We start from the raw sequence: 26,271 nt of genomic DNA on the forward strand, positions 1-26,271 counted from the left end.
TGGTGGCCTTTTTGTCTAGTTGGGGGACGAGTCCCCCAACTAGACAAAAAGGATATTTATTCTCCCACAAACATTTTACTCATACTTTCCTTAAGGAACGTTTTAGTATGCCCTTCATTTTTGGAGATAAAAAAAACGGTGCAATAGCACCGTTTCTTATTTTGCATATTCAACCGCTCTTGTTTCACGAATGACCGTTACTTTTATATGACCTGGATAATCTAATTCCTCCTCGATTTTCTTACGAATATCGCGAGCTAATCGATGTGACTCTAAATCATCCACAAGATCTGGTTTCACCATGATTCGAATCTCACGTCCTGCTTGGATTGCGAATGATTTCTCTACTCCATCATAAGATTCAGAAATCTCTTCTAATTTCTCAAGTCGGCGAATATAATTTTCTAATGTTTCTCTTCGTGCTCCTGGCCTTGCAGCTGAAAGTGCGTCAGCTGCTGCTACTAGTACAGCGATAATTGAAGTTGGTTCTGTATCACCATGATGGGATGCGATACTATTGATTACAACAGGATGCTCTTTATACTTGGTAGCAAGCTCGACACCAATTTCCACATGGCTTCCTTCTACTTCATGGTCAATAGCTTTCCCAATGTCATGTAGTAGTCCAGCTCTGCGGGCAAGGGTTTGATCTTCCCCAAGTTCAGCAGCTAAAATTCCTGATAATTGAGCCACTTCCATACTATGCTTTAAGACATTTTGTCCATAGCTTGTACGGAATTTTAAACGTCCAAGAATCTTAATTAAATCTGGATGTAATCCATGAACTCCGACTTCAAACGTAGTTTGTTCCCCGATTTCACGTATATGTTCATCCACTTCCCGGCGCGCTTTATCAACCATTTCTTCAATACGAGCTGGATGGATACGCCCATCCTGAACGAGCTTATCTAACGCAAGTCTTGCAGTTTCACGTCTTATTGGATCAAAACCAGAGAGAATAACTGCTTCTGGTGTATCATCAATAATTAAATCAATTCCTGTTAATGTTTCAAGTGTTCGAATATTTCGACCTTCACGACCGATAATTCGCCCTTTCATTTCATCATTTGGAAGGTTTACAACGGAAACTGTAGTCTCTGCAACATGATCGGCCGCACAACGTTGGATTGCAAGTGACAGAATTTCTTTAGCCTTTTTATCTGCTTCTTCTTTTGCTCTAGTATCACTTTCTTTGATCATTACCGCAATATCATGAGCAACTTCTTGCTCTGTACGGTCTAAAATGATGGACTTTGCCTCTTCTCGAGTCAAGCCAGAAATGCGCTCTAGTTCTGTTTGTTGCTTGCGAACCATCTCGTCCACTTTGCTTTCCATCTCTTCCATATGCTGTTGTCTTTTATTAAGAGAATCGTCCCTCTTTTCTAAAACTGATTCACGTTTGTCTAACGCTTCTCCCTTGCGATCAAGATTTTCCTCTTTTTGCAATAAACGATTTTCTTGTTTTTGTAGTTCATTTCTTCGATCACGAACTTCTAGTTCTGCTTCACTACGAAGCTTGTGAATCTCATCCTTTGCTTCTAACAAAGCTTCTTTTTTCAATGCGTCTGCTTCACGCTTTGCATTTTCAATAATTTGTTCAGCAGTCATTGTTGCATTGCTAATTTTTGCATTAGCATTGGACTTTCGAATAAAATATACAACAAAGCCAACAACGGCAATAACGATTAGAATAAGCAAAATGGAGATGATCTTTAATAGTGGATCCATCATTTTCACCTCCTCTTGCTATCAAATTGTGTTTGTTACGATTTTAAAAGTATTGGCTTAATGTTCCTTTTTTCAATCGAAATTTTCCCTAGTCATTTTATCGTTTTCTAGGTTTTCATACTTATAAAAATGTAAAATATACAATTCAATTGTATAGTTGTACCAATTTATTGTCAAGACTTTGAACTAGTAGGATTAACCTATTTCTCATTGGCTATCTTGTTAGCCTTTTTCTCTAACAATTGCTCTATTATTCCTATATATGTATGAAATTTCTCCCTATTAAACATAATAGATTATCATATTCTAACCTATCATCCGTATTATGGTCAGAAAATAGGGTTGTTAAACCTAATTGAGTCTTTTATTCTGTATGTTTTTCTCTAGAAATCTCATTAAAATTAGGCTGTTTTCGTAAAGTTTGTTGCTATCGCCCGCAGCCTGAAACTATAATAAAATATCATCGAATAAACGATAGATTCTATTAGCTAGTCTAATCGTCACTTTATTCATAATCAATCAAAAAAAGATGGTAAAGTGGATATGCCACTATACCATCTTTTGGTAAACAATTAATCGATTAATTCAAATTGTTCTTGGTCGTCATTTTCAGGTTTTAGTGTTAATTCTTTATCTAGCCCGTAATGATCACGTATTTTCTTTTGAATTTCTAGACGCATTTCTTTGTTTTCTTTCAAGAATTGTTTTGCATTTTCACGGCCTTGTCCTAATCTTTCATCATTATAGGAATACCAAGCGCCACTCTTTTGAACAATATCAAGATCTGATCCAAGATCAATAATCTCGCCTTCTTTAGAGATACCTTCTCCATACATGATATCTACTTCTGCCACTTTGAAAGGTGGTGCTACTTTATTTTTAACCACTTTGATTTTTGTTTTGTTTCCTACCATGTCTGTCCCTTGTTTTAACGTTTCAGCACGACGAACTTCTAGACGAACAGATGAATAGAATTTCAAAGCACGTCCGCCAGGAGTTGTTTCAGGGTTTCCGAACATAACTCCGACTTTTTCACGAATTTGGTTGATAAAAATAGCAATTGTTTTTGACTTATTAATTGCTCCAGATAATTTACGAAGGGCTTGTGACATTAAGCGTGCTTGAAGTCCAACATGTGAATCTCCCATTTCTCCTTCAATCTCTGCTTTTGGTACAAGTGCAGCTACAGAGTCAATTACTAATATATCAACTGCACCACTTCGAACTAAAGCCTCTGCAATTTCTAGCGCTTGCTCCCCAGTATCTGGTTGAGAAAGTAATAATTCATCGATATTAACGCCAAGCTTTTGTGCATATACTGGATCCAATGCATGCTCTGCATCAATAAATGCTGCTTGTCCGCCATTTGCCTGAACCTCAGCAATAGCATGTAGCGCTACTGTTGTTTTACCTGAACTTTCAGGACCATATATCTCAACAATACGACCTCTTGGATATCCACCAACACCTAGGGCTGCATCTAAAGCTAATGATCCACTTGGACTAGTAGAAATGACTCTATCAGCTTGTTCTCCCAGCTTCATAATACTACCTTTACCGAATTGTTTCTCTATTTGTTTTAACGCCATTTCTAATGCAGCTTGACGATCACTCAAATACGTTCTCCTCCTTATATAAAAAATGAATCTAACTAACATGATTCATTCGTTGTTTAAAAGATTATATACTTAATATACCTTTTTTCTTTTCATTTGTACAGCAAAAAATCGAACATTCATTCGTTTTTTTATTTCTAGTGGGAGAAGCACTATTCTAGTAAGACGCAAGCAAGAAACCCTTACTTCCGTCTATTTAGTCTATTGCTGCAACATTTTCAATAAAAAATATTGACCATATTTTACACTTCTAATTCGGTTACCAGCTCTAGTACCACTTAGCACTAGAGCTTCCACTTTTGTCGGCTCCCCTTTTTTGGCTATCCCGATAAAAACGGTACCAACTGGATTTCCCTCGAGTTCATCTGGACCAGCAACACCTGTAAAGCTTATGCCAATATCAGCATTTAATAAGCTTGCAACATTTTCCGCTAGCTCTTTTGCACATTGTTCACTAACAACGCCATGTTCTTGTATGGTTGCCTCTTTTACATGAAGGATTTGATTCTTCACCTCATTTGTATAACAGACAACTCCTCCTTGGAAAATGTTTCCGGCACCAGGAATGCTCGTAACCTCTTGTTGAAATAAGCCACCAGTTAAGCTTTCTGCAGCAGCAAGAGTCAAGTTTTTCTTTAATAATACGTGTGCGAGTTCGTTCATTAACGTTGTGTCATCATATCCATAGAAGAATTCGCCTACTCGAGAGAATATTTCCTCTTCTGTCTTTGCAATTAATTTATCTGCTTCTTCCACTGAATCATGCTTACACGTAATACGCAATGTCACTTCCCCATCGCCTGCAAGTGGTGCAATCGTCGGGTTTGTCTGTGCATCAATTAAATCTTCAATTTTTGTTTCTAATAAAGACTCCCCAATACCAAAAAAGCGAAGCACACGCGAAATGATGACATCTTTACTTGTCATTTGCTCTTGTACCGCTGGAAATCCATATTTTACAAACATTGGCTGGATTTCTTTTGGTGGTCCAGGTAATAGCATATAAAAATGATTGTCTTTTTTCAGAAACATACCAGGAGCCATTCCATGGTCATTTGGAAGAACCTCACACCCTTCTAAAACTAACGCTTGTTTTTTATTATTTTCGGTCATTGTCCGTTTTGTCTTTATAAAATAGTCTTCAATTGATTGAAGTGCAGCTTTATCAAAGACTAGCTCTTTTCCTAGATGATTTGCAATCGTTTCTTTTGTCAAGTCGTCCTTTGTCGGCCCAAGTCCTCCTGAAAAAATAAGCAATTGCGCTCTACTTTCTGCAATTTTAATCGCCTCCTTTAAACGAGCAGCATTATCTCCCACAACGGTATGATAATAAACATTTACTCCTAAGTCGGCTAAATGCTTGGAAATAAATTGGGCATTTGTATTGGCAATTTGTCCAAGCAATAATTCTGAGCCAACCGCGATAATTTCTGCATTCATCTCTTGTGCTCCCCCTTTTTGTCGCTCATAAAGAAAGGACATCATTAATAAAGCAATATTCGCTTGTAAAATCGATGTCCTCATTTTTATTCCTCTATTTTATTTGGATGAAACAAAAGCTTGTTTGTTTTTTGCAAAATAATCCCAGCCAGACCAGATTGTAAAAATCAAAGCAACCCATAGTGCAAGGATATCAAATGGCAGTGAAACAAGCTCGAAAATCATGTTATGTAGTAAAAGTGCTGATATCGCAACAATTTGCGCCCATGTTTTAATTTTTCCTAGCATATTTGCTGCGACAACTTCGCCGCCACCAGCAAGTACTAATCGCAAGCCAGTTACCGCAAATTCTCTACTGATGATAACAATAGTAATCCACGCAGGCGCCATATCTAATCCTACTAAAACAATTAGTGCAGAAGAAACTAATAATTTATCTGCTAAAGGATCTAGGAACTTCCCTAAGTCAGTTACTAGATTATATTTTCTTGCAAAGTGTCCATCAATCCAATCCGTTGTGGATGCAATAATAAAAATCAAGGCACCGATAAAATGTGTCATCGGTAAGGTAACTCCTAAAAGTGTTAGCTCTCCCCAAGAAAAATCTACTAGCATTATTACTAGAAAGACAGGGATTAATAAAATTCTTGCTACCGTAATCTTATTTGGTAAATTCATCTTACATCCTCCATTACCATGACGATCATCGCCACTTCCATAAAAATAAATTAAAACCATTAGTATTATAACCTAAATACGTTAGAATAGCGAAAAAATAGTCATCGAATGGATGACTATTCTTCTTTTACGTATTTAATGACAAGATCTTGTCTAGAGGAAGAATCACCTAACTCTAATTTCTCATCATTGACAAAAACATCTACCTGACTATTTCCGATAATGATATTAGCTTCAGTCTCTTTTGATAGATCTACTTCTTTGGTATCAGATCCATCTTTTTCAAGAATACCTTGGAAAAACGAATAGTTCTTCCCATTTTGGATATCGACCCAAACTTTTCCAGTGGGAACAAGCTTCACAACAAACTTTTCCGCATTTTCTACCTCATAAGTAGTTGTTCTTCCCTCTGTTTCTTTTTTAGTAATCTCTTGTTTTGGTTTTTCTTCCTCTTCTACCTTTTTCTCTTCTTCCTCTACTACTTTCTCTTCATCTTTATTTGCATTCTCTTCTGTTGCTTTTTCTTGTTCTTTTTCATTTAATGCATCTGATTTCATATAAACAGAATTTTGTTCCGTATCATTACTAGACTGTTTTTCTGGATCGGAATCTTTTGCATACACAAAATACCAGAACAAAAAGGCGACAGCTAAAACCAATATAGCTATAAGTATAGTTGGCAGGATATCAAGTACCTTGGAACTCGCTCCGTCTAACGATCTCCTTGAGTTCACTCTCGATAAATTTTGCGGTAACTCATCATTTGCCGTTGTCGGTACTTCCTCTTTATATTCTTCAAATAATTCTTCTGGCACCAAATCGACCGCTTCAGCGTATTGTTTGATAAATGCCCGTGTATAAAATTTACCTGGCATCATACTATAATTACCTTCTTCAATGCCAACTAAATAACGAACTTGGATTTTTGTAATCTCCTGTAATTGCTCTAATGTTAGTCCTTTTGCTTCTCTAGCTTCCTTTAATCGATTTCCTAATTCACTCAAGATAACACCTTCCAACTTACTAAAAATCAAAACCCTCGAATCCACTTTCTATGGCAAGAGCATTCTTTTTATGAACGTCATAAAGAATCTCCTCACCCTGCTCATGTCTTAGTTCAATAATATAATCAAAATCGTCTAAAGTGTATTCTGTATTATGTACAAAGGCATCAGGATGTTCTACCACTTTGATACAGGGCAGGCGCATCACTTCTCGAATTACGGCCCAATGTCGCTCATTGATTTGCTTAGAAGATACAATTCCATCAATGATAAATAAATTGTTTTCATTATATTCTCCTTGCATTAAGGAATGGCGGATTGTCTGCTTTAACAAGGTGGAGCTTACTAAAAGCCATCTTTTATTTGCACAAACACTGGCCGCAACAATAGATTCGGTTTTGCCTACACGTGGCATTCCTCTAATGCCGATTAGTTTATGACCTTCTGTTTTAAATAATTCAGCCATAAAATCTACTAACAATCCAAGCTCATAGCGAACAAATCGAAATGTCTTTTTATCATCCGCATCTCTTTGAATATACCGACCATGTCTCACCGCAAGTTTATCTCTTAAAGAAGGTTCTCTAAGCTTGATTACTTTTATTGTGTCCATAGTATAGAGAATAGATTCTAACCTTTTTATTTGTTCTTTATTTTTCGCTAACATTAATAAGCCGCGACGTCCATCGTCTACCCCATTAATCGTAATAATATTGATAGAAAGCATCCCTAGTAAAGAGGAGATATCCCCTAATAGACCAGGTCGGTTTTTTTGAATTTCGTATTCTAAATACCATTCCTTCTGTTCCAAAAAAATCCTCCTACAAATATCAAGTGAAAATTTCTAGTCTTTTAATTTCTATCATATAGGAATAGTATAAATAATCAAGAAAAAAGGGATAAAAATAGAAAAAAAGATAGACTTTTTGCAGAAAAGCTGTTTTCTAGAAAAATGGTGCTTTATTTGAGGTTTAGTGGGGATACTTTCTTCTTGCACGGTTGTGATGATGGTTGCTCTTTATAGGTGCTTTTGCTTTGGGGAATGGCTGTATTTTTACTGGTGGTTTAGACTGGATTGCTCTGTTAACTTGTGTGCTACTTTTTCTTGCTTTCAGGCTTAGAGACGCTCTCTCTGTTACCTTTCTCCCTACTTTTCTTTCTCTCGGGCTCAGAGACGGTCACTAATTCAACAAACACCATCCACCTCCTATCCCCAACAGAAAAAGCTCGATAAATATTCCTCTATTCATCGAGCTTCTTTATCACCTAATTATTTTGTTCCGTTATTATGAACTAGTTTTACCATCATATTAGCGATTGCATGTTGTTCTTGTTCATCTGCAACTGACCATAGATCAGATAGAATTTTTTCTTGTTCGTTTTTGGGTTGAACTTGATTGGATAGGTAATCTCCTATTTGAAAAGCAAGATCTCCTATTACCGCTTGGTTCATTCCCTCGTTTTCAGCATGATGAAGACGATCTGCTAAAAAGTCTTTCCATTGATCCCAATTTTCTAAGATAGACATATGAAATACTCCTTTCATTGCTTAAGTGTGCATTACATCATTATTTTGGATAGTTCCTGAAATAATATGCATGAAAAGCAATTGGAAAAAGTATTACATATGCCATCCTCCATTTAGGGAAAGAACTTGTCCTGTCATATAGGAGGATTTCTCTGATAATAAGAATGATATGCATTCTGCCACCTCTTTCGGCCTTCCTACTCTTCCCATTGGGATTTCTTCTTCGATTATTTGCATTTCCTCTGGCGAAAATGACTGAAGCATATTTGTTTCAATGGCGCCAGGCGCAACTGCATTTACCCGAATACCATTGTAGGCAAGCTCCTTGCTTAACGCCTTCACAAAGCTTATTTGTGCTCCTTTTACAGCGGAATAAGCCACTTCCATCGCAGCCCCTACCTGCCCCCATATACTTGTTATTACGATAATATTTCCACTTTGCTTTGAAAGCATTTTTGGTAATAGCTCTCTTGTTATACACATCATCGATTGAACGTGGACACTCCATAAATCCATCATTTCTTTATCCTGTAAATCTGTAAATAACCCATATGTACTAATGCCGCTCGCATGAACAATGCCATCGATTGTAAAAATATTTCCGACCATTTTCTTATAAGCGTCTGGTTGTTTTAAATCTGCTCGAATGGGAACATATTCTCCCCCATATCCTGATAACGCTGCAAGTAACTTATCCATTGCAGGTTGATTTTGATGAAAATGTAAATAAAGGGAATACCCTTCTTCAGCCAACTGTTTCGCTATTGCTTGTCCTATTCCACCAGATGCGCCCGTAACTAAAATCCATTGCCCCATTCCTTTTTTCACTCCATATACACCCTTATTTATCTAAACAGCAACAGACACAAAGCAAGCCATCCTTTGTGTCTGCATTCCCATTATTTCGGCACTACTTGGCATGTCGTGATTCTGTCTTCCTCCAATAATTTAGTCGCCGCGTTTTTAATATCTTCTACTGTGATTTCCTCCACAGTAGGCACTACATCAAATAAATTCATCTCATTAAATGCATAGCGTGTAAATTGGTTCGCAATATATTCTGGTGAATTAATCGCACGCAAGAATGAACCAATTTTCTTTTTCTTTGTTCTTTCTAATGTCTCGCTTGTAAAATCACCTGTTTTCGCTTTCATGAGGATATCTTTGATGGAAGCTTCCAACTCATCAGGATCACTTGTATCTCCACCAATCATCGCAAACCCAAAGCCATGCTCCTGCGTATAATCATAAGCAAAAGTATCATCAATTAAACCACTTTGGAAAAGGTTTTGATAATTCTCTGAGCTTTCACTAAAAAGAAAATCGAGTAATAAATTAATACTCCACTCTTGTTTCATCATTTCTTTCCCTGATTGCTCTACGTCAATCCCTTTAATTCCAACAAGGCATTTAGACGTATGGACATTCATTTTCAACACTTGCTTTTCCTTATTTACATGTTTTGGTTCTTCCGCAAATTTACGTTTTATTTCACTGTGATTCGTGTAGTCTTTTTGGTTTTGATTTTCTTTTATTTGGGCCATATATTCTTCTGGATCAACTGGTCCCACGATGAAAAGAAGCATATTGCTTGGGTGATAAAATGTATTATAGCACTCATAAAGCATATCTTTCGTTATATGGGAAATCGATTCAATCGTTCCAGCAATGTCAATTTTCACTGGATGATTGACAAACATATTTCCAATTAATCCAAAATACAAGCGCCAATCTGGATTATCATCATACATCGTAATTTCTTGCCCGATTATTCCTTTTTCCTTTTCCACTGTTTTTTCCGTAAAATAAGGCTCTTGCACAAAGTTTATCAATGTTTCTAAATTATTGGCAACATTGGATGTGCTTGAGAATAAATAGGCCGTTCTTGTAAAAGAAGTAAATGCATTCGCACTTGCTCCCTGCTTGCTGAAATCTTGAAAAACATCTCCATCTTCTTTTTCAAAAAGCTTATGCTCTAAGAAATGAGCAATTCCATCAGGGACTTGTGTGAAATCAGAACCATCAAGGGGAACAAAAGTATTATCTACCGAACCATAGTTTGTTGTAAATGTACAAAATGTTTTATTAAAGCCCTTTTTCGGTAAAATATACACTTTTAGACCATTCGCTAATTTTTCATAATATAACTCTTCTTGCAATTGAGCAAATTCTATTTTTTCCATTATGCATTCCCCTCCGATCCGGTTAAGAAATAAACAGTATCCAATTCGATTTTCTTGGCAGCTTCGATAATTTCTTCTTTAGAAACTTTACTCATCTGCTGCAGCCATTCGCCCATTTCGATATATTTGTCACTTACACTATTGTGATAGAACAACTCAATCATCCCACGGGAGGTATCTAATGTTTCCAGCATTTGATTATGAATCACTGCTTTTGTCTGCATGATTTCCTGATCAGAAAACTCTCCTTTTTTCATGAGATCCAATTGTTCTTTAATAATTTTCACTGCTTTCTCGTAGTTTTGATTATCAATCCCTGACATAACTAGCAATAGACCTTTATGGCTTTCGAGACGACTTGCTGCATAATAAGCGAGGCTTTCTTTTTCTCTGACATTAATAAACAATTTTGAATGTGAGAAGCCTCCATATATGCCATTTAGTACTTGCAGCGCAAAATATTCAGGGTCCCCATAGACAATCTGAGTACGGAATCCCATATTTAATTTCCCTTGTTTAATATCCTGAACCTCGCGTACCTCCTTCACTTCTCTTGTTTCATGAGGGGTTCTGCGGTCAATGGACTTTGCGGTTCTTTCCTTAAACGGAAATAACTCTTCGATATAGGAAGCAACCTCTTCTTCATTTAGATCCCCCACCATATACAAATCTATTTGATCCTCTGCGAGTGCCTTTTGATAATAGGAATAAAGGGATTGTGGTGTAATGCTATCCACCTCTTCTTTTTCTCCATATACGCTTAGTGCATACGGTTCGTTTTCACACATTACATCAATCACACGTTGATTAGAATAACGCATTTTATCATCATAGATTGATTGAATTCTTTGCTTTAAAGCACGCTTCTCATTTTCTATAACATTTTGATCAAAACCATTGTCTGTGACATTCGGATGAAAAATAACCTCCGCTAAAAATTCCAATCCTTTTTTTAATAAAGGAGTCGGATCTGATAAAAATTTTTCATTCACAATTTCTAATGAAAACGAAACAATGTGATATTCGCCTTTTTTAGCAAGATCGATAAAAAAGGTCGCTCCATATAACTCTTCGATATAGGAACGAAGCTTTGCTGTTGTGGGATATTTCTCGGTACTATTTTGCATCACATATGGAAGAAGTGCCCGGTGTGTTACATTTTCTTTTGTTATGGGGGTTCGCCATTTCACCACAATATTGTTTGTTTTAAATTTTTCTGTCTTTACTGTATGTAATTGAAAGCCTCCATACTTCGTGATTTTTTCCGATGCTACACTCATAACATACCTCCTACGTATACTTGCGCTAGTCATACACTACTTACTAGTATTTACTCTATTTATAAGGTTATTCTTATAAAGGATGGATTCGTTAATTTTCCTTCCACTTATGATTCTATTTCACTTATTTCATTTCCTGCTTTATCGTATAGTTTAAACACCACATAAAAATACTTTCTCTTCTGACACCAAAAAGACTCATGAAACGGCTGCACCAAAAAATGACCTAAACGACCTGATTTTTTGTTAATCGGATAAAAATTAAAAAGTGGTGTTCTGCTCATCTACTAAAAGCTGTTTAGGTTGTGCTTACAGAGTTCCGCAGCACATTTATAGTTCATACCAAGGTACGTATAATTCCCTCTAGAATCTTTTTCAAACTTAATAATAAAGACCTGTCCTTCTCCATTAGTAAAATCAACCATTCTATTTTTTCCCTGCTAATAACGTTTATGCAATATTGTATATTCAACATATCATTTGGATTACGTCTATTTCAACCAAAAATGAATATAATCCCATTTATTTTATGCCACGAACAAGTTCAAAAGATTATTTATTCAAAAATAGGAAAAAAATAAAGGAAGCGAATAAGATGAAAAGGAGAAATGATGATGCCAAAACTTGTTTTAATTCGCCACAGGGAAAGTGTTTGGAATGTAGAGAACCGTTTTACCGGATGGACTGATGTCGAGCTATCCGGAACGGGATTAACAGAAGCAAGAGAAGCGGGGATGATTTTAAAAAGGAATGGCTTTTACTTTGATACTGCCTTTACTTCCTATTTAAAAAGGGCTATCCGCACCCTATGGATTATCCTTGATGAAATGGACAGTATGTGGATTCCCGTCCATAAAACATGGAAGTTAAATGAACGCCATTATGGCGCTTTACAAGGGCTTAATAAAGCAGAGACAGCGGAGAAATTCGGCGAAGATCAAGTACAGCTGTGGAGAAGGTCCATGGATGTTCGGCCACCTGCTCTCAGTAAAGAAGATCCTCGATACACAATCAATGATCCTCGCTATGGGCAGCTAAAAGAAGGAGAATTTCCGTTAACAGAAAATCTTGCCGATACGGAAAAACGAGTTTTAACCTACTGGGATCAAGAAATCGCCCCAATGTTAAAGAGAAACAAAAAAGTTATCATTGCTGCACATGGCAATACTATTCGGGCTATTATTCAGTATTTAGACAATGTTTCATCAGATGGCATCGCCTCTTTGAACATCCCAACAAGCATTCCATTGGTTTATGAACTAGATGATAGCACCCTTAAGCCTATTCATCATTATTATTTAGATATGAACGGGGAAGTTCCAGCCAACGTCATTCCAAAACATATTCCAATTGAATTATTAGATAAAGAAATAAAGACGAAAGCGATTAATACACATGAGGAATAAGAAATCATAGGTTAGAAAGGATTTTTTTCCGAGAATAGGAACGAGAATGGAAAATAACTAAATAGAAGATCTGTAAGAGCGAATAATTATCAAAAGTGGTTTTCATTCCCTCAGTGAACTGTGAAGAGACTCGGCGCTCTCCCCATGCAAAGCGAGCGGTCATACCAGAAATAGTGTATTTTAGCTGCGCGTAATAGCAACTTCATGGAACATTATTTTCAAAAAAAGCCAAACAATTATACGAAGGTTTCGTGTAATTGTTTGGCTATAACTTGGGCTGGAGTACCTACGCCCCAGCCTCTTCTCATTTCCTAAAAATTCATATTATCTACTACCTTTAATATAAGGTACACCTGAAGCTTTCGGTGCATCTGCGCGACCGATAAAGCCAGTTAAAGCTATTATTGTTAGTACGTAAGGTGCAATTAATAGATATACATTTGGAATGCTTTCTAAGAATGGTAAGCTGCTTCCAACAATACTTAAGCTTTGAGCAAAGCCAAAGAAAATCGCAGCTCCCATTGCACCTAGTGGATTCCATTTTCCGAAAATAAGGGCAGCAAGCGCCATGAACCCTTGTCCACTAATTGTAGCGTGTGTAAAATCATTCGTAATAGACTGGGCAAATACCCCACCGCCAACTCCGCCAAAAGCACCTGACAGAATAACTGCGATATAGCGCATTTTTATTACGTTAATTCCCATCGTATCTGCTGCCATAGGATGTTCCCCAACAGAACGTAAACGCAAACCAAACGGCGTTTTATACATCACATACCATGCAATAATTGCAACTATAATTGCTAAGTAAGAAGTCCAATACGTGTTAGAGAAAAATAAATCACCTATCACAGGGATATCCTTTAATATCGGAATATCAATTTTTTTAAAGCTATAACGAATGGTACCTGTTTGTCCTTTTCCATCATAGATTAATTTTACTAAAAACATAGCAAGTCCAGCAGCAAGCAAGTTAATCGCTACACCAGAAACGGTTTGATCGGCACGAAATGTGATACTTGCCACGGCATGTAGCACAGAGAAAATCGCACCAACAACCATTGCAACAAGCAATGAAATCCAAGGTGTCCAATCACCAAGACTATCTGCAAAAGTTAAGTTAAACACAATGGAAGAGAAAGCCCCCATAACCATTAAACCTTCTAATCCAATATTTACAACTCCAGCTCGTTCGGAAAAGTTACCGCCGAGTGCAGTAAATATTAGTGGAGCAGCAAACAATAGCGAAGAGGGTATGACAATTAATAAAACATCCATTAATCCCATTTACTTCTCCCCCTTTTTACTTTTATTTTTACTTAATCTGTCCAGGAATAAGCGAATCATGTAGTTTGAAGCAACAAAGAATACAATTAAAGCAATGATGATATCCACCATCTCATTTGGAACACCCGCTTCAAGTGGCATATTTAATGCTCCTACTTTTAAGAAACCGAATAAGCAAGCAGCTAGCAAGATTCCCACAGGGCCATTTGCTCCAAGCAAGGCAACGGCAATTCCATCAAATCCTACACCTGTAAATCCACCTTTATTACTTACATATTCAAAGGTTCCTAAACCTTCCATCGCTCCTGCAAGACCTGCAAAAGCACCAGAGATAACCATGGATAGAATAATGTTGCGATTTACGTTCATTCCAGCATACTGAGATGCATTTTGGTTAAAACCAACCGATTTTAACTCATATCCTTTTACCGTCTTTTCTAAAATAACCCACATTAGAATCACACAGCCGATGGCGATTAAAATTCCCCAGTGAAGGCGAGAATAGTCCGTAATGCTAGCTAAAAAATCAGAGCGCAAGCTAGCAGATGGTGGAATCGTTTCTGTACGGTCTGCCTTATCTGTTAGGACATTTCGAATTAAATAATTGGATACATGTAACGCAACATAGTTCATCATAATACTTACGATAACTTCATGAACTCTAAATCTTGCCTTTAAGAAGCCTGGCACAAATGCCCAAAGCGCTCCAGCAACAGCAGCCGCTAATACAGCAAGTGGCAAGTGAATGATTTTTGGTAAATCAAAAGCAATACCTACCCAAACTGCAGCAAGCCAGCCAACGATTAATTGTCCTTCTACCCCAATATTAAATAGTCCGGTACGAAAAGCGAAGGCAACTGCAAGACCTGCAAGAATCAATGGTGTAATTTGACGAACAACTTCTCCAGTGAAATAGATTTCGCCAAATGCACCATTCCATAGCGCAGTATATGCTTCAACAGGATTGTATCCTGTTGCAAGCATTATAATTGTACCAACAATAACCCCTAATAATACGGAAATAATTGGAATGCTAATTTTCTTTATTGTATTAGACATTATTTCTCCACACCCACTTTTTTAGCTTTCGATCCTGCCATTAATAGCCCTAATTCTTGTTCTGTTGTTGTTTTTGGATCCACAGTTGCAATGATTTCCCCGTCGAAAATAACTGCGATTCGATCACTCACATTTAAAATTTCATCTAATTCGAAAGAAATTAACAAGACTGCCTTTCCTTTATCTCGTTGTTCAATTAAACGTTTATGGATAAATTCAATCGCACCAACATCCAGTCCTCTCGTTGGCTGAGCTGCTATAAGCAAATCAGGATCACGATCTACTTCTCTACCAATTATCGCTTTTTGCTGATTTCCGCCAGAAAGAGCTCTTGCAGGTGTGTGAATACTTGGTGTTCTCACATCAAATTCTTCAATTAATTCACTTGCTTTTTTCTCCATTTCTGTTTGATTCAAGAAGCCATAATTAGAAAATGGTCTTTTATAATACGTTTGCAATGCCATATTTTGGCCAATCGAAAAATCAAGTACTAAACCATGTTTATGTCTATCTTGCGGGATATGGCCAATGCCACTTTCCGTTATTTTACGTGGTGTTAGGACACTAATATCCTTACCGTTAAGGGTGATGCTGCCATTATTTTTTTTCATTAAACCAGTAATTGCCTCAATCAATTCAGACTGACCATTTCCGTCTACTCCAGCAATTCCGACAATCTCCCCTGCTTTTACATCTAGGTTGAGAGAATTCACTACATGAACACCACGATTGTCTTTCACCGTTAAATCAGAAATTTTTAATACCGTATCTTTCGGATTTGGGGCTTTCTTTTCTGTTTTAAAGGAAACTTCACGACCAACCATTAAATTTGCAAGCTCATTTGGGTTTGTATCTTTAACATTATATGTGCCGATACCTTCCCCTTTTCTGATAACGGTCACTCGGTCACAAACTTCCATAATTTCTTTTAATTTATGAGTAATTAAGATAATGGACTTTCCTTCTTCAATTAACTTGCGGAAAATGCCAATTAATTCTGTAATTTCCTGTGGTGTTAAAACAGCTGTCGGTTCATCAAAAATTAAAATTTCTGCACCGCGATATAAAGTTTTTAAAATCTCTACTCTTTGTTGCATCCCTACAGAAATATTGGCAACTTTTGCTTTCGGATCTACCGCTAGGCCATATCGCTCAGAGATTTCCTGCACTTCTTTTTCTGCTTTTTTTAGATCGATTTTTCCTTTGCTAACTGTTTCTTTTCCTAAAATAATGTTTTCCGTTACTGTAAAGGTATCAATCAACATAAAATGCTGATGGACCATTCCAATTCCTAAATCATTAGCAATATTCGGATTTGAAATATTAACGACTTTCCCACGCGCACGAATTTCGCCTTTTTCTGGTTGATATAACCCAAAAAGTACGTTCATAAGCGTAGATTTTCCTGCACCATTTTCCCCTAAAAGCGCGTGAATCTCACCTTTTTTAACTTGAAGGGTGATATTGTTGTTTGCAACAATACCAGGGAATTCTTTTCGAATATTTAACATCTCGATTACATATTCCATCTAATCCACTCCTTCTTACTTGCCTTACAAATTATAAAGCTAAAAAATACGTATGATGTCAAAGAAATAATGTTCTAAAACCATCCACAAAGAAATTATGTAATTTTATACCACGATAATTTCATCCTATAAAATTTTTAATAAAGACTAGAATAATACTTCTACTCTTTAGTTAAAATTCTATTTTTTGTCGTAAAAAAGGAATAAGTGTTTGCAATGCAAACCACTTATTCCTGGAAAATTAGCATATGCTATTTACTCAACAGTATCAGGAACAGTGTACTCACCGTTTTTAATTTTTGCAGTCCATTCTTCAACAGCTGCATCGATTTCTGCTTTGTTTTCTACTTCTTCATTGATTGCTGCAAGTCCAACACCATCTTCTTTTAAGCCGTAAACAGTAGTTTCGCCACCAGGGAAATTACCTTCTTTTGCTTTTGTAGAGATATCTTGTACTGCAGTTGAAACACCTTTTAATGCTGAAGTTAACACAATGTTATGATCCCCAACAGCACCTTCAGCTGATTGATCAGAGTCAACTCCGATTGCCCAGATGTATTTTTCAGGATCTTTTTCTTTTAAATCACGTGCTTCAGAGAATAATCCAGCACCAGTACCACCTGAAGCATGGAATACTACATCTGCACCAGAAGAGTACATTTTACTTGCAATTGTTTTACCAATTTCAGGTTTATCAAAAGCACCAGCATATTGTACATCTACTTCAATATCAGGGTCTACTGCTTTAACTCCATCAACAAATCCAGCTTCGAAGCGACCGATAACTTCTCCTTCAACCCCACCGATAAAACCGATTTTCTTCGACTCTGTTGCATGGGCAGCTGCTACACCAGCTAAGAAAGCAGCTTCTTGCTCTTTAAATGTAATACTTGCTACATTTGGTTGATCTACTACAGCGTCAACGATTGCAAAATGAGCATCTGTTTGTTGTTGAGCAATTTCTGAAATTGCACCTTCCATCATAAATCCAATACCAAATACTAAATCATTACCTTGGCGAGTTAAGCTATTTAAATTAGTAGCATAATCTGCATCTGACTGTGATTGTAGGTAATCAATACCATTACCTTTTGAAAGACCATTGTCTTCACCAAACGCTTGTAAACCTTCCCAAGCAGATTGGTTGAATGATTTATCATCAACTCCACCGACATCTGTTACCATTGCAACTTGAAATGAGTCTTTCTCTTTATCATCCTCTGCTGCATTGTCGTTACCTTTGTCATTACTTCCACAAGCACTTAATACAGTACCAGCAGCTAATACTAAAGATAGTGCTAAGCCAAATTTACGCTTCTTCAAAGCTTGTACCCCCTAGATTTTTTGTAATTTAAAGAACGTTTGTGATTAGTTTGTCCAGCCTTTACGAATAAATTCGTTTTCTTAATACTTGAAAGCTAAACTTATCTGATCGAAAGTAATTTACTGAATAAAGAATCGGTTCATCCTTCTCATCATAGTGCATCTGCTTTAGAACAAGCAGAGCAGTTTCGGGCTCACATTGCAGAATGGGAGATATTTTCTCGTGATATCCAATTGGTTCGATTTGTGCAACAGCGTATGTAATATGTCTTTGACTATCCGATTCCAAGAATTGAAAGATCGATTCTTGATCGTATGAAAAACGTTCAGGTAAGATTTTCTGTGGCAATTTATCAATACAATAAACAACCGGTTCGCCATTAGCTGTTCGAACTCTTTCAATAACGAGTAGTTCTTCCTCTTGCACAGTAGAGAAGCGTGTCGTATCTTCTTCAGTGGCAAACATCGTGTTTGAACTTAGAAATATGGTGCCTGGATTCATTCCTGCCTGCTTAATCATATTCGTGACACTATTCAATTGTTCGATGCCAGAATTAAACAATGGTTTACTGTTAACAAAAGTGCCAACGCCATGTCTTCTGACAATCACATTTTCTTCTTCTAATGTACGTAATGCCTCTCTTAAAGTGGCACGACTTACACCTAGAGTCTTTGCAAGCTCGAATTCTGAGGGGAATTTTTCTTTTTCTTTGAATATTCCCTTCTGAATATCTTTCTTTAGACGATCAACCACTTGCAAATATAAATGTCTCGTATCCGATTTAATTAGCATATGATGTTCCTCCAAACATTTCTAAGACATCAGACCTCTGATGTTCAATCATTCCTACTAATCGAAAATACTATAACACTTTTTGACTAATAAATAAATAGACTTTTAAGAATTTCGTCGAAAAAAAACAGAAATGAGGGATTGTTCGGAAATCAATCGGTTTCATTTGTATATTCCTGTAAAAATTCCAGGCATTTCTACTCTTTTTCTTCCGCCACTCGAAGGATTGTTCCGAATATACGATAAAAAGAGAACCTGAAATAGGCTATACTATTTCAGGTTCTCTTCTTAAATATGATTATTTTCTATCTAATTTAAACAAAAATTTTCATACTAAAACTGCTAGGATTTTATTTAATCCATACTAATTTAGCTTGTTCTTTACTGGATGTTCATTTCTTCCGACCCCTTTGGAATAAGGACGTTTCTCGGTTTACTACCTTCATATGGTCCTACTACTCCGCGAGCTTCCATCTCATCAATTAATCTTGCCGCTCTTGTATAGCCGATACGGAATCTTCTTTGTAGCATACTGACAGAAGCTGTTTGCATTTCAACGATTAATTCCACCGCATCATTATACAATTCATCTTCAACTGCCCCTGTAACTTCGACAATTTCATCAGGAATCATTTCTTCTTGATATTGTGCTTTCTGCTGTCCAATTACAAAGTCAACTACTTCCTCTACTTCCTCATCTGATAGGAAAGCACCTTGCACCCTAACCGGTTTACTAGCCCCATAAGGGAAAAATAACATATCTCCCCTTCCTAATAGCTTTTCTGCTCCACCCATATCTAAAATCGTGCGTGAGTCTGTTTGAGAGGATACGGCGAACGCAATTCGAGATGGTATATTCGCTTTGATCACACCTGTGATGACATCAACAGAAGGACGTTGTGTTGCAATAATAAGATGGATACCCGCTGCACGAGCCATCTGAGCAAGTCTCGTAATGGCATCTTCTACATCAGACGATGCTACCATCATTAAGTCAGCAAGCTCGTCCACAATCACAACAATAAATGGAAGAAGTGGCTGCTTTTCCTGTTCTTCTGCATTAATGCGTTTTATATATTCATTATAGCCTTCAATATTTCTTGTGCCCGTATGGGAGAATAAATCATATCTTCTTTCCATCTCACTTACTACCTTCATCAATGCTTGCGATGCTTTTTTCGGATTTGTCACAACAGGTGCAAGCAAATGAGGCACCCCATTATACACATTCAATTCCACCATTTTTGGGTCAATCATCATCAATTTTACTTCATGAGGCTTTGCTCTCATTAAAATGCTTGTAATGATTCCATTAATGCAGACTGATTTTCCGCTTCCCGTTGCTCCGGCAACAAGTAAATGAGGCATCTTATTTAATTCTGCACATACTGCTTCACCTGTTATATCCCGTCCAAATGCAATCAACAGCTTGGAATCTGGCTTATCATTTTTACTAGATTCCAACACTTCTCTAAGGGAAACGACAGCAACTTCTGAATTTGGCACTTCTATCCCGATTGCTGATTTCCCAGGAATCGGCGCTTCAATCCGAATATCCTTTGCTGCTAATGCTAATGCTAAATCATCACTTAAATTGACAATTTTACTTACTTTTACCCCTTCACTTGGATGAACTTCATACTTTGTTACAGCGGGACCTAAATGAACCTCTGTCACTCTTGCTTTTACACCAAAACTATGAAAGGTTCTTTCTAGTTTAGCAGCATTTGCATGGATTTGTTCATATTCCCCACTCTGATCTGCCTTTCTTGGTAGCTTCAATAGTTTTAATGGAGGAAGCTTATAATCTTTATTTTCTAGTTCTGTAAATGTTATTGGAACAACAACATCCTCTTCATCCAGCGGTTCTTCCGTCTTTGAAACAGGCTCTTCCTGAATGATTTCATCTTGATATGCTCTCTCTGCAAATGTGTTGATAATTGGCTCTTGTATGTAGGGCTCTTCTTCTTGCGGAGTATTCACGATAATCTGCGGACTCGTATTTTCCTCCTGCTGATTGCTTTCCTTCTTTGCTTGTTTATCCGCTTGGCGTTTTTCCTTATTTTTTTGCATGGATTCTTTCCAATCCTTCAAATCCTGCACAAACGCAGACCATTGATCCTGAATAAAATTCCAAATACCTGATAATACCTTTTTAAAGGCACCACTTAAAGTTTTGCCTGTCAATAAGATAAAGCCAATCACAATCACAATAAAGCTGATGATTTGTGTACCTACTGTATCAAATAAATAATGGAATAGGGCAAATAAAACAGCTCCTATCATTCCACCACCAAGATCAATATTTGTAGCTTGTTTATCTACTTCCATCCAAAACAATTCCCATGTGTTATAAATTACACTCGGATTCGTAAAAGCTCCTTGACTTGCCAGTAGTTTAAATAATGTCACATGGCTTAATAACAAAATAGCTGCAACAATTAAATAGATGCCATTCAATTTAGTATGAAACATATATGGTTTTTCTCGTTTCCACATTAAATAACCACCGTATACGATTAGTCCAATCAGACAAAGCATATACCACTCTCCGAAGAAGAAACGGAAAAAGGATACCATTGTTGCACCAACTGCACCAAGCTGTAGAATGGAGATAAAACTTAACGCCATAATGACAAGTGCTGCAAGTTCATATTGTATTGTTAATTTTAGCGCTTGTTTTTGTCTTTTTTTTCTTCTCTTCCTTTTCGCCATTTTATATCACCTAATATAATCATTTGTAATAAAGAAGCAGCCTTTAGGCTGCTTCTTTATTGATTACTATATTATACCATAGTTTAGGAAAATCAGATTATATGTTTGGAATTTTTGTTCCGGGCTGCATGCCTATATGGAGAAAATGACTAGGGTCAGTGCTAAGCACTCTCACCACTTCTAATTCATTTGCTTCATTTTTTGCTACTAATAAAGGTATTCCATTATAATTTATAACTTGTTGCTTTTCATATATGTCTTGACTCATTGGAAAAATCAATTCTTCGGGCATCATTGTATACATAATCATTGAATAATCCCTTCTGTCTGTTCTTTATTTGCATCAATTAACTCATTGAGCTTTTTCATTGCATTTCCTACCCCACCAACATCATCTATAAGCCCCGAAGTAACAGCATCTATCCCAATTACATTTGTTCCAATATCTCTTGTTAAATTCCCTTTTGCAAACATAAGATCTTTGAAATCTTCTTCGGTTATTTTGGAATGTTTTGTAACAAAATTAACGACTCTTTCTTGCATTTTATCTAAGTACTCAAATGTTTGAGGCACTCCAATAACGAGCCCTGTTAATCGTATTGGATGTATGGTCATCGTTGCAGTTTCTGCAATATAAGAATAATCACAGGATACAGCGATTGGTACACCGATAGAATGTCCTCCACCTAAGACAAGAGAAACAGTTGGTTTAGAAAGAGATGCAAGCATTTCGGAAATAGCTAACCCAGCTTCTACATCTCCTCCAACTGTATTTAAAATAACCAGTACCCCTTCGATTTTCGGGTTCTGTTCAATTGCAACAATTTGCGGAATTAAATGCTCATATTTCGTCGTTTTATTTTGAGGTGGTAATTGTAAGTGTCCTTCAATTTGACCAACAATCGTTAAACAATGTATTTTGGAATCCTGAGAAAGCTGTGGGACATTGGTTTGACCCAACTGTTGGATTTTTTCCATTAAACCACCTGTTGGTTTATCCTCTTTCGGCTGTTCTTCAGGCTGATTATTATTTACTGAAACCATGATGTTCTCCCTTCCTAAAACCATAATAATATTAGTATGAAGCGAGAGACACTATTTCATGCGGTTGAAATCAAAAGACAAATCGGGTTTATAGTAATGATGGAAGGAACAGCATTATAAAAGGGGTTATTTGAATCAATAGACGGGGAGCATTGCTATGGATGTATTTTTATTAGGGAGGGCTTGGAATAGTGGAGGGGTTTTAGCTATTATGAGCACTGCCTTTTTCTGGATGTCTCGATATTATGTGGTTAGATTTTCTTGATGAACACCATTTTATCTCACCTCTCACCACATAATGGTTTTCATCGCCTTTTGAACACCTCTTTTTCTTTCCTCTCTCCACATTAAAGTGTTCAACTCTTCCTCTGTTTACTAAGCCATTCCTCCATTACAAAAAAACAGCCCCCTAACCAAAGGAGGCTGTAACTTTTATTTTCTAACTGGTTTTACTTCCATTATAATCGGCAGAATCATTGGTCTGCGTCTTGTTTTTTCATATAGGAATTGGTTTAATGTATCTCTTATATCTTGCTTTATACCAGTCCAGTCAAAACTGTCCTTGCTGATGCTTTTTTCTACAATATCTCTTACTCGGTCAGACGCTTCTTCAAGTAATTTCTCTGATTCGCGAACATATACAAATCCTCTTGTAATAATTTCTGGACCAGCAGAAATCTTTCTCTCTATCTTATTTAAGGTTACGACAACTGTTAAGATACCATCCTGCGACAATAGCTTACGATCTCTTAGGACAATATTGCCGACATCGCCAACACCACTGCCATCAATTAATACATTGCCTGCTGAAATCTTTCCACCCACTCGAAGTGTATCTTCTTTGTATTCAAGAACCTCTCCTTGTTCAGGAAGATAAATATTTTGAGGAGCAACCCCACATTCGACCGCAATTTTTTCATGGGCTTTTAATAAACGATATTCACCATGAATTGGCAAGAAAAATTTCGGCTTCATCATATTAATCATGAATTTTAATTCTTCTTGGCTGCCATGATTGGAGCTATTAAATGTTTTATAGCCTGCAAGAAGTGTTGCACCAGCTCTATATAGTTTATCAATTGTTTTTCCGACAAACACTTCACTGCCTAAGAAAGAAGATGCTGCAAATAACACGGTATCCCCTTGCATAATGCTCACTTGCTTATGATTTTTTCTCACCATTTTTTGTAGGGCTTCAATTGGCTCCCCTTTTGTTCCAGTTGTGATAATGACCATTTGATCCTGTGCATACGCTTGAAGCTCATTATAGGTAACGATTGTTTCCTCATCTACTACTAAATACTGGTTCTTTATCGCAATCTGCAATACTCTTTGTAAATTTTTTCCGATAATGGCAACTTTGCGATTCGTTTTCTCTGCAGCGTCAATGATATGCTGAATTCGATTTAAGTCTGTTGCAAAACACGCTGCAATGACTCGGCCGTTAGTTTGTAAAAAGGCGTCAATTAAGCTTTGCGTTACGACAAAGTCTGTAGTTGAATAGCCTGGTTTATCTGCATTTGTACTATCAGATAATAATGCTAAAACGCCTTCTTCTCCAATTTTTGCCATCTCACCATACTCGGGCTTATATAAATCACTTGCTGTCTGGTCAAATTTGAAATCTCCTGTATGTACGATTGCACCTTCTGATGTATGAATAACGATACCAATACTATCTGGGATACTATGATTCGTCTTAAAGAAGGACACTTTTGATGAAGCAAACGTAAGAACTGATTTAGAGGTAATAATTTCAAATTGTGCTTGTCCTTTGAAATCCTGCTCTTTCATCTTTTCCTTTGTTAGTTCAGCTGTTAAAAACGTCGTAAAAACGGGCACGTCCAAATCTCTTAATATATAAGATAAACCTCCTATATGGTCTTCATGTGCATGGGTTAAGAAAATCCCTTTTACTCTGTCTTTGTTTTGCTTTAAATACGATATATCCGGAATAACGATATCAATCCCCAGCATTTCATTTTGTGGATACATTAATCCAGCATCAATTACAAATATGTCTTCATCTACTTCGACTACAAACATATTTTTTCCGTTCTCGCCCACTCCACCGAGTGCAACGAGCTTTATTTTTTCATTCTTCATAAATTTTTGTTTCCTCCTATGTTGAGTTAAGCCGACCATTGATCAGTTATGCTTATTATACTTGATGTTTAAAAATGTTTACAACCAATTTTATGAAATCTTCTTTTTTAAAAATGTTTTTTTCAGAAAATAAAGCATTTCCATTATTGGATTTTTCCTTATTTTATCGGCTTTTCCATAGTAATAATCATTTTTTAACGCTTATTTGACTTAAATTTAAAAATAGAAATAACGATTACAACAAAGAAACAGGCTAAACATGCCATGATGCTAATTCGATTTGCTTCATCAAACAAGAAACTGATACTAATAATAGCTAAACAAATAACCGTAATTATAGGTATGTACGGATATCCCCAAATTTTAAAGCTTGGTTCAAAAGGATAAGATTTTCGAAGCTTTACTTGGGCTAAACAAATAGTAATCCAAACAATCGAAACGACAAAACCTGGGAATGCCATAAGCAAAGCGAATACTTCCTCTTGCTTTACTAACGCAATCATGGAGCCAGCAATTAAAATAATAGCTGTAAGCATTAAACTATATAAAGGAACTCCATTTTTATTTACCTTGCTGAACGCCTTTGGTCCTTGTCCTTCTAACGCAAGAGAATACATCATTCTTGTACAACCATATATACCCGAATTTGCCGCAGATAACACCGCAATAATCAAGACAAAGTTCATAATATGAGCTGCGCCAGATAATCCTGAAATAGTCAGCACTTGTACAAATGGACTAGAAGCATCATTTAGCTTATTCCAAGGAATAAGACCACAAATAATTAATATTGGTAGTGTGTAAAATAATATGATTCGTAAGATAAAGCTTTTAATTACTTTCGGTAGTATTTTCTCTGCATCTTTTGCTTCTGTTACGGTAACCCCAATAAGTTCAGAGCCACCATAGGAAAACATAACAATTAATAATGCTGAAAAGACAGGCATCCAGCCATTTGGGAAAAACCCACCGTTTTCTGTGTAATTTTGCAAATAATTGGTTTCGCCAGATGGAATAATACCGAATAAAACAGCTGCTCCTAGAATAATAAAGAGAATAATCATCCCAATTTTAATTCCTGCAAACCAAAACTCAAATTCACCATAATTTTTCACATTCATTGTATTTACAGCGATTAAAATAATGGAACAAATAATGCTTAATATCCAAAGTGGTACGTCTGGTAACCAAAATTGTAAAAAGCTTCCGGCTACAACAACCTCAATCACGCATACAGCAAGCCATAAAATGCAATACATCCAGCCAATGATGAATGCCATTCGATCGCCAAAAGCTTTTCCGATAAAGCCTTTCATATTTGTATTTGGATAAATAATCGCCATTTCCGCAATGCTTCCCATTACTACGAGTAATAATAGCCCTGCAAATATGTATGTAAAGATAACGCCTGGGCCAGCAATCGATACGGTTTCGCCGCTTCCTTTAAATATTCCAGTACCAATAGCTCCTCCCATTGCCATTAAACTGATATGTCTTGGCAATAAATTTTTCTGTAACTTATTATTCGTCATACTTTCTCCTCCGTACTTCT

21 protein-coding genes are annotated in these 26,271 nt (G+C 36.7%); 1 reads left to right on the top strand and 20 read right to left on the bottom strand.

Annotation, left to right across the window (positions count from 1 at the left end):
• Nucleotides 1-156: 156 nt before the first annotated feature.
• The 10 genes from rny to yfmF all read right to left on the bottom strand — a co-directional run bounded on the left by rny (nt 157) and on the right by yfmF (nt 11,457).
• Nucleotides 157-1,728 (bottom strand): ribonuclease Y, encoded by a 1,572-nt coding sequence (rny, locus tag ACTNDN_RS04895; protein ID WP_235247713.1) that lies wholly within the window; start codon nt 1,726-1,728, stop codon nt 157-159.
• Nucleotides 1,729-2,300: 572 nt separating this feature from the next.
• The gene (gene recA, locus ACTNDN_RS04900; protein WP_284561325.1) at nt 2,301-3,344 is read right to left on the bottom strand and encodes a recombinase RecA; all 1,044 of its coding nucleotides are present in this window, start codon (nt 3,342-3,344) and stop codon (nt 2,301-2,303) included.
• Nucleotides 3,345-3,545: 201 nt separating this feature from the next.
• The gene (locus ACTNDN_RS04905; RefSeq protein WP_031534610.1) at nt 3,546-4,784 is read right to left on the bottom strand and encodes a competence/damage-inducible protein A; all 1,239 of its coding nucleotides are present in this window, start codon (nt 4,782-4,784) and stop codon (nt 3,546-3,548) included.
• A 99-nt stretch (nt 4,785-4,883) separates the two neighbouring features.
• Nucleotides 4,884-5,462, bottom strand: coding sequence for a CDP-diacylglycerol--glycerol-3-phosphate 3-phosphatidyltransferase (gene pgsA / locus ACTNDN_RS04910; protein WP_441130813.1), 579 nt, complete (start codon nt 5,460-5,462; stop codon nt 4,884-4,886).
• Between the two features lie 116 nt (nt 5,463-5,578).
• The gene (locus ACTNDN_RS04915; RefSeq protein WP_441130814.1) at nt 5,579-6,466 is read right to left on the bottom strand and encodes a helix-turn-helix domain-containing protein; all 888 of its coding nucleotides are present in this window, start codon (nt 6,464-6,466) and stop codon (nt 5,579-5,581) included.
• 19 nt (nt 6,467-6,485) lie between these two features.
• Nucleotides 6,486-7,277 carry a DUF3388 domain-containing protein gene (locus tag ACTNDN_RS04920; RefSeq protein ID WP_441130815.1) on the bottom strand — a complete coding sequence of 264 codons (792 nt, stop codon included), beginning with the start codon at nt 7,275-7,277 and terminating at the stop codon, nt 6,486-6,488.
• Between the two features lie 459 nt (nt 7,278-7,736).
• Nucleotides 7,737-7,994 carry a DUF3243 domain-containing protein gene (locus tag ACTNDN_RS04925; RefSeq protein ID WP_031534605.1) on the bottom strand — a complete coding sequence of 86 codons (258 nt, stop codon included), beginning with the start codon at nt 7,992-7,994 and terminating at the stop codon, nt 7,737-7,739.
• 93 nt (nt 7,995-8,087) lie between these two features.
• Nucleotides 8,088-8,810 carry an elongation factor P 5-aminopentanone reductase gene (gene ymfI / locus ACTNDN_RS04930; RefSeq protein WP_031534603.1) on the bottom strand — a complete coding sequence of 241 codons (723 nt, stop codon included), beginning with the start codon at nt 8,808-8,810 and terminating at the stop codon, nt 8,088-8,090.
• Nucleotides 8,811-8,893: 83 nt separating this feature from the next.
• Nucleotides 8,894-10,177 carry an EF-P 5-aminopentanol modification-associated protein YfmH gene (gene yfmH / locus ACTNDN_RS04935; protein ID WP_031534602.1) on the bottom strand — a complete coding sequence of 428 codons (1,284 nt, stop codon included), beginning with the start codon at nt 10,175-10,177 and terminating at the stop codon, nt 8,894-8,896.
• Nucleotides 10,177-11,457 (bottom strand): EF-P 5-aminopentanol modification-associated protein YfmF, encoded by a 1,281-nt coding sequence (yfmF, locus tag ACTNDN_RS04940; protein WP_235247672.1) that lies wholly within the window; start codon nt 11,455-11,457, stop codon nt 10,177-10,179. The genes yfmH and yfmF overlap by 1 nt, the downstream gene beginning before the upstream one ends.
• A gap of 614 nt (nt 11,458-12,071) precedes the next feature.
• Between yfmF and gpmA the strand changes: the two genes are divergently transcribed.
• Nucleotides 12,072-12,863: a 2,3-diphosphoglycerate-dependent phosphoglycerate mutase gene (gpmA, locus tag ACTNDN_RS04945; RefSeq protein WP_048717276.1), complete on the top strand. Its 792-nt coding sequence runs from the start codon at nt 12,072-12,074 to the stop codon at nt 12,861-12,863.
• Nucleotides 12,864-13,187: 324 nt separating this feature from the next.
• Here the strand turns inward: gpmA and ACTNDN_RS04950 are convergent, their stop codons facing one another.
• The 10 genes from ACTNDN_RS04950 to ACTNDN_RS04995 all read right to left on the bottom strand — a co-directional run bounded on the left by ACTNDN_RS04950 (nt 13,188) and on the right by ACTNDN_RS04995 (nt 26,251).
• Nucleotides 13,188-14,150, bottom strand: coding sequence for an ABC transporter permease (locus ACTNDN_RS04950; RefSeq protein ID WP_441130816.1), 963 nt, complete (start codon nt 14,148-14,150; stop codon nt 13,188-13,190).
• Nucleotides 14,151-15,209, bottom strand: a complete 1,059-nt coding sequence (locus tag ACTNDN_RS04955; RefSeq protein ID WP_251627940.1) for an ABC transporter permease — start codon at nt 15,207-15,209, stop codon at nt 14,151-14,153.
• Nucleotides 15,209-16,738 (bottom strand): ABC transporter ATP-binding protein, encoded by a 1,530-nt coding sequence (locus tag ACTNDN_RS04960; protein WP_031534595.1) that lies wholly within the window; start codon nt 16,736-16,738, stop codon nt 15,209-15,211. Before ACTNDN_RS04960 ends, ACTNDN_RS04955 begins: the two co-directional genes overlap by 1 nt.
• Nucleotides 16,739-16,993: 255 nt before the next feature.
• Entirely contained in the window at nt 16,994-18,061 is a 1,068-nt protein-coding gene (locus tag ACTNDN_RS04965; RefSeq protein WP_031534593.1) for a BMP family lipoprotein, read from the bottom strand.
• 61 nt (nt 18,062-18,122) lie between these two features.
• Nucleotides 18,123-18,854 (bottom strand): GntR family transcriptional regulator, encoded by a 732-nt coding sequence (locus ACTNDN_RS04970; RefSeq protein ID WP_031534591.1) that lies wholly within the window; start codon nt 18,852-18,854, stop codon nt 18,123-18,125.
• Between the two features lie 381 nt (nt 18,855-19,235).
• Nucleotides 19,236-21,569, bottom strand: a complete 2,334-nt coding sequence (locus tag ACTNDN_RS04975) for an FtsK/SpoIIIE family DNA translocase (RefSeq protein WP_031534590.1) — start codon at nt 21,567-21,569, stop codon at nt 19,236-19,238.
• A gap of 97 nt (nt 21,570-21,666) precedes the next feature.
• Nucleotides 21,667-21,879 carry a YlzJ-like family protein gene (locus ACTNDN_RS04980; protein ID WP_349204033.1) on the bottom strand — a complete coding sequence of 71 codons (213 nt, stop codon included), beginning with the start codon at nt 21,877-21,879 and terminating at the stop codon, nt 21,667-21,669.
• Nucleotides 21,876-22,613: a ClpP family protease gene (locus tag ACTNDN_RS04985; RefSeq protein ID WP_031534587.1), complete on the bottom strand. Its 738-nt coding sequence runs from the start codon at nt 22,611-22,613 to the stop codon at nt 21,876-21,878. Before ACTNDN_RS04985 ends, ACTNDN_RS04980 begins: the two co-directional genes overlap by 4 nt.
• A gap of 432 nt (nt 22,614-23,045) precedes the next feature.
• On the bottom strand, nt 23,046-24,719 hold the full coding sequence (locus ACTNDN_RS04990; RefSeq protein WP_031534585.1) for a ribonuclease J: 1,674 nt from the start codon (nt 24,717-24,719) through the stop codon (nt 23,046-23,048).
• 194 nt (nt 24,720-24,913) lie between these two features.
• On the bottom strand, nt 24,914-26,251 hold the full coding sequence (locus ACTNDN_RS04995) for an amino acid permease (RefSeq protein ID WP_235247677.1): 1,338 nt from the start codon (nt 26,249-26,251) through the stop codon (nt 24,914-24,916).
• Nucleotides 26,252-26,271: the final 20 nt, after the last annotated feature.

The organism is Niallia sp. HCP3S3_B10 (assembly GCF_052064465.1).
Classification (GTDB): Bacteria; Bacillota; Bacilli; order Bacillales; family Cytobacillaceae; genus Niallia; species Niallia hominis.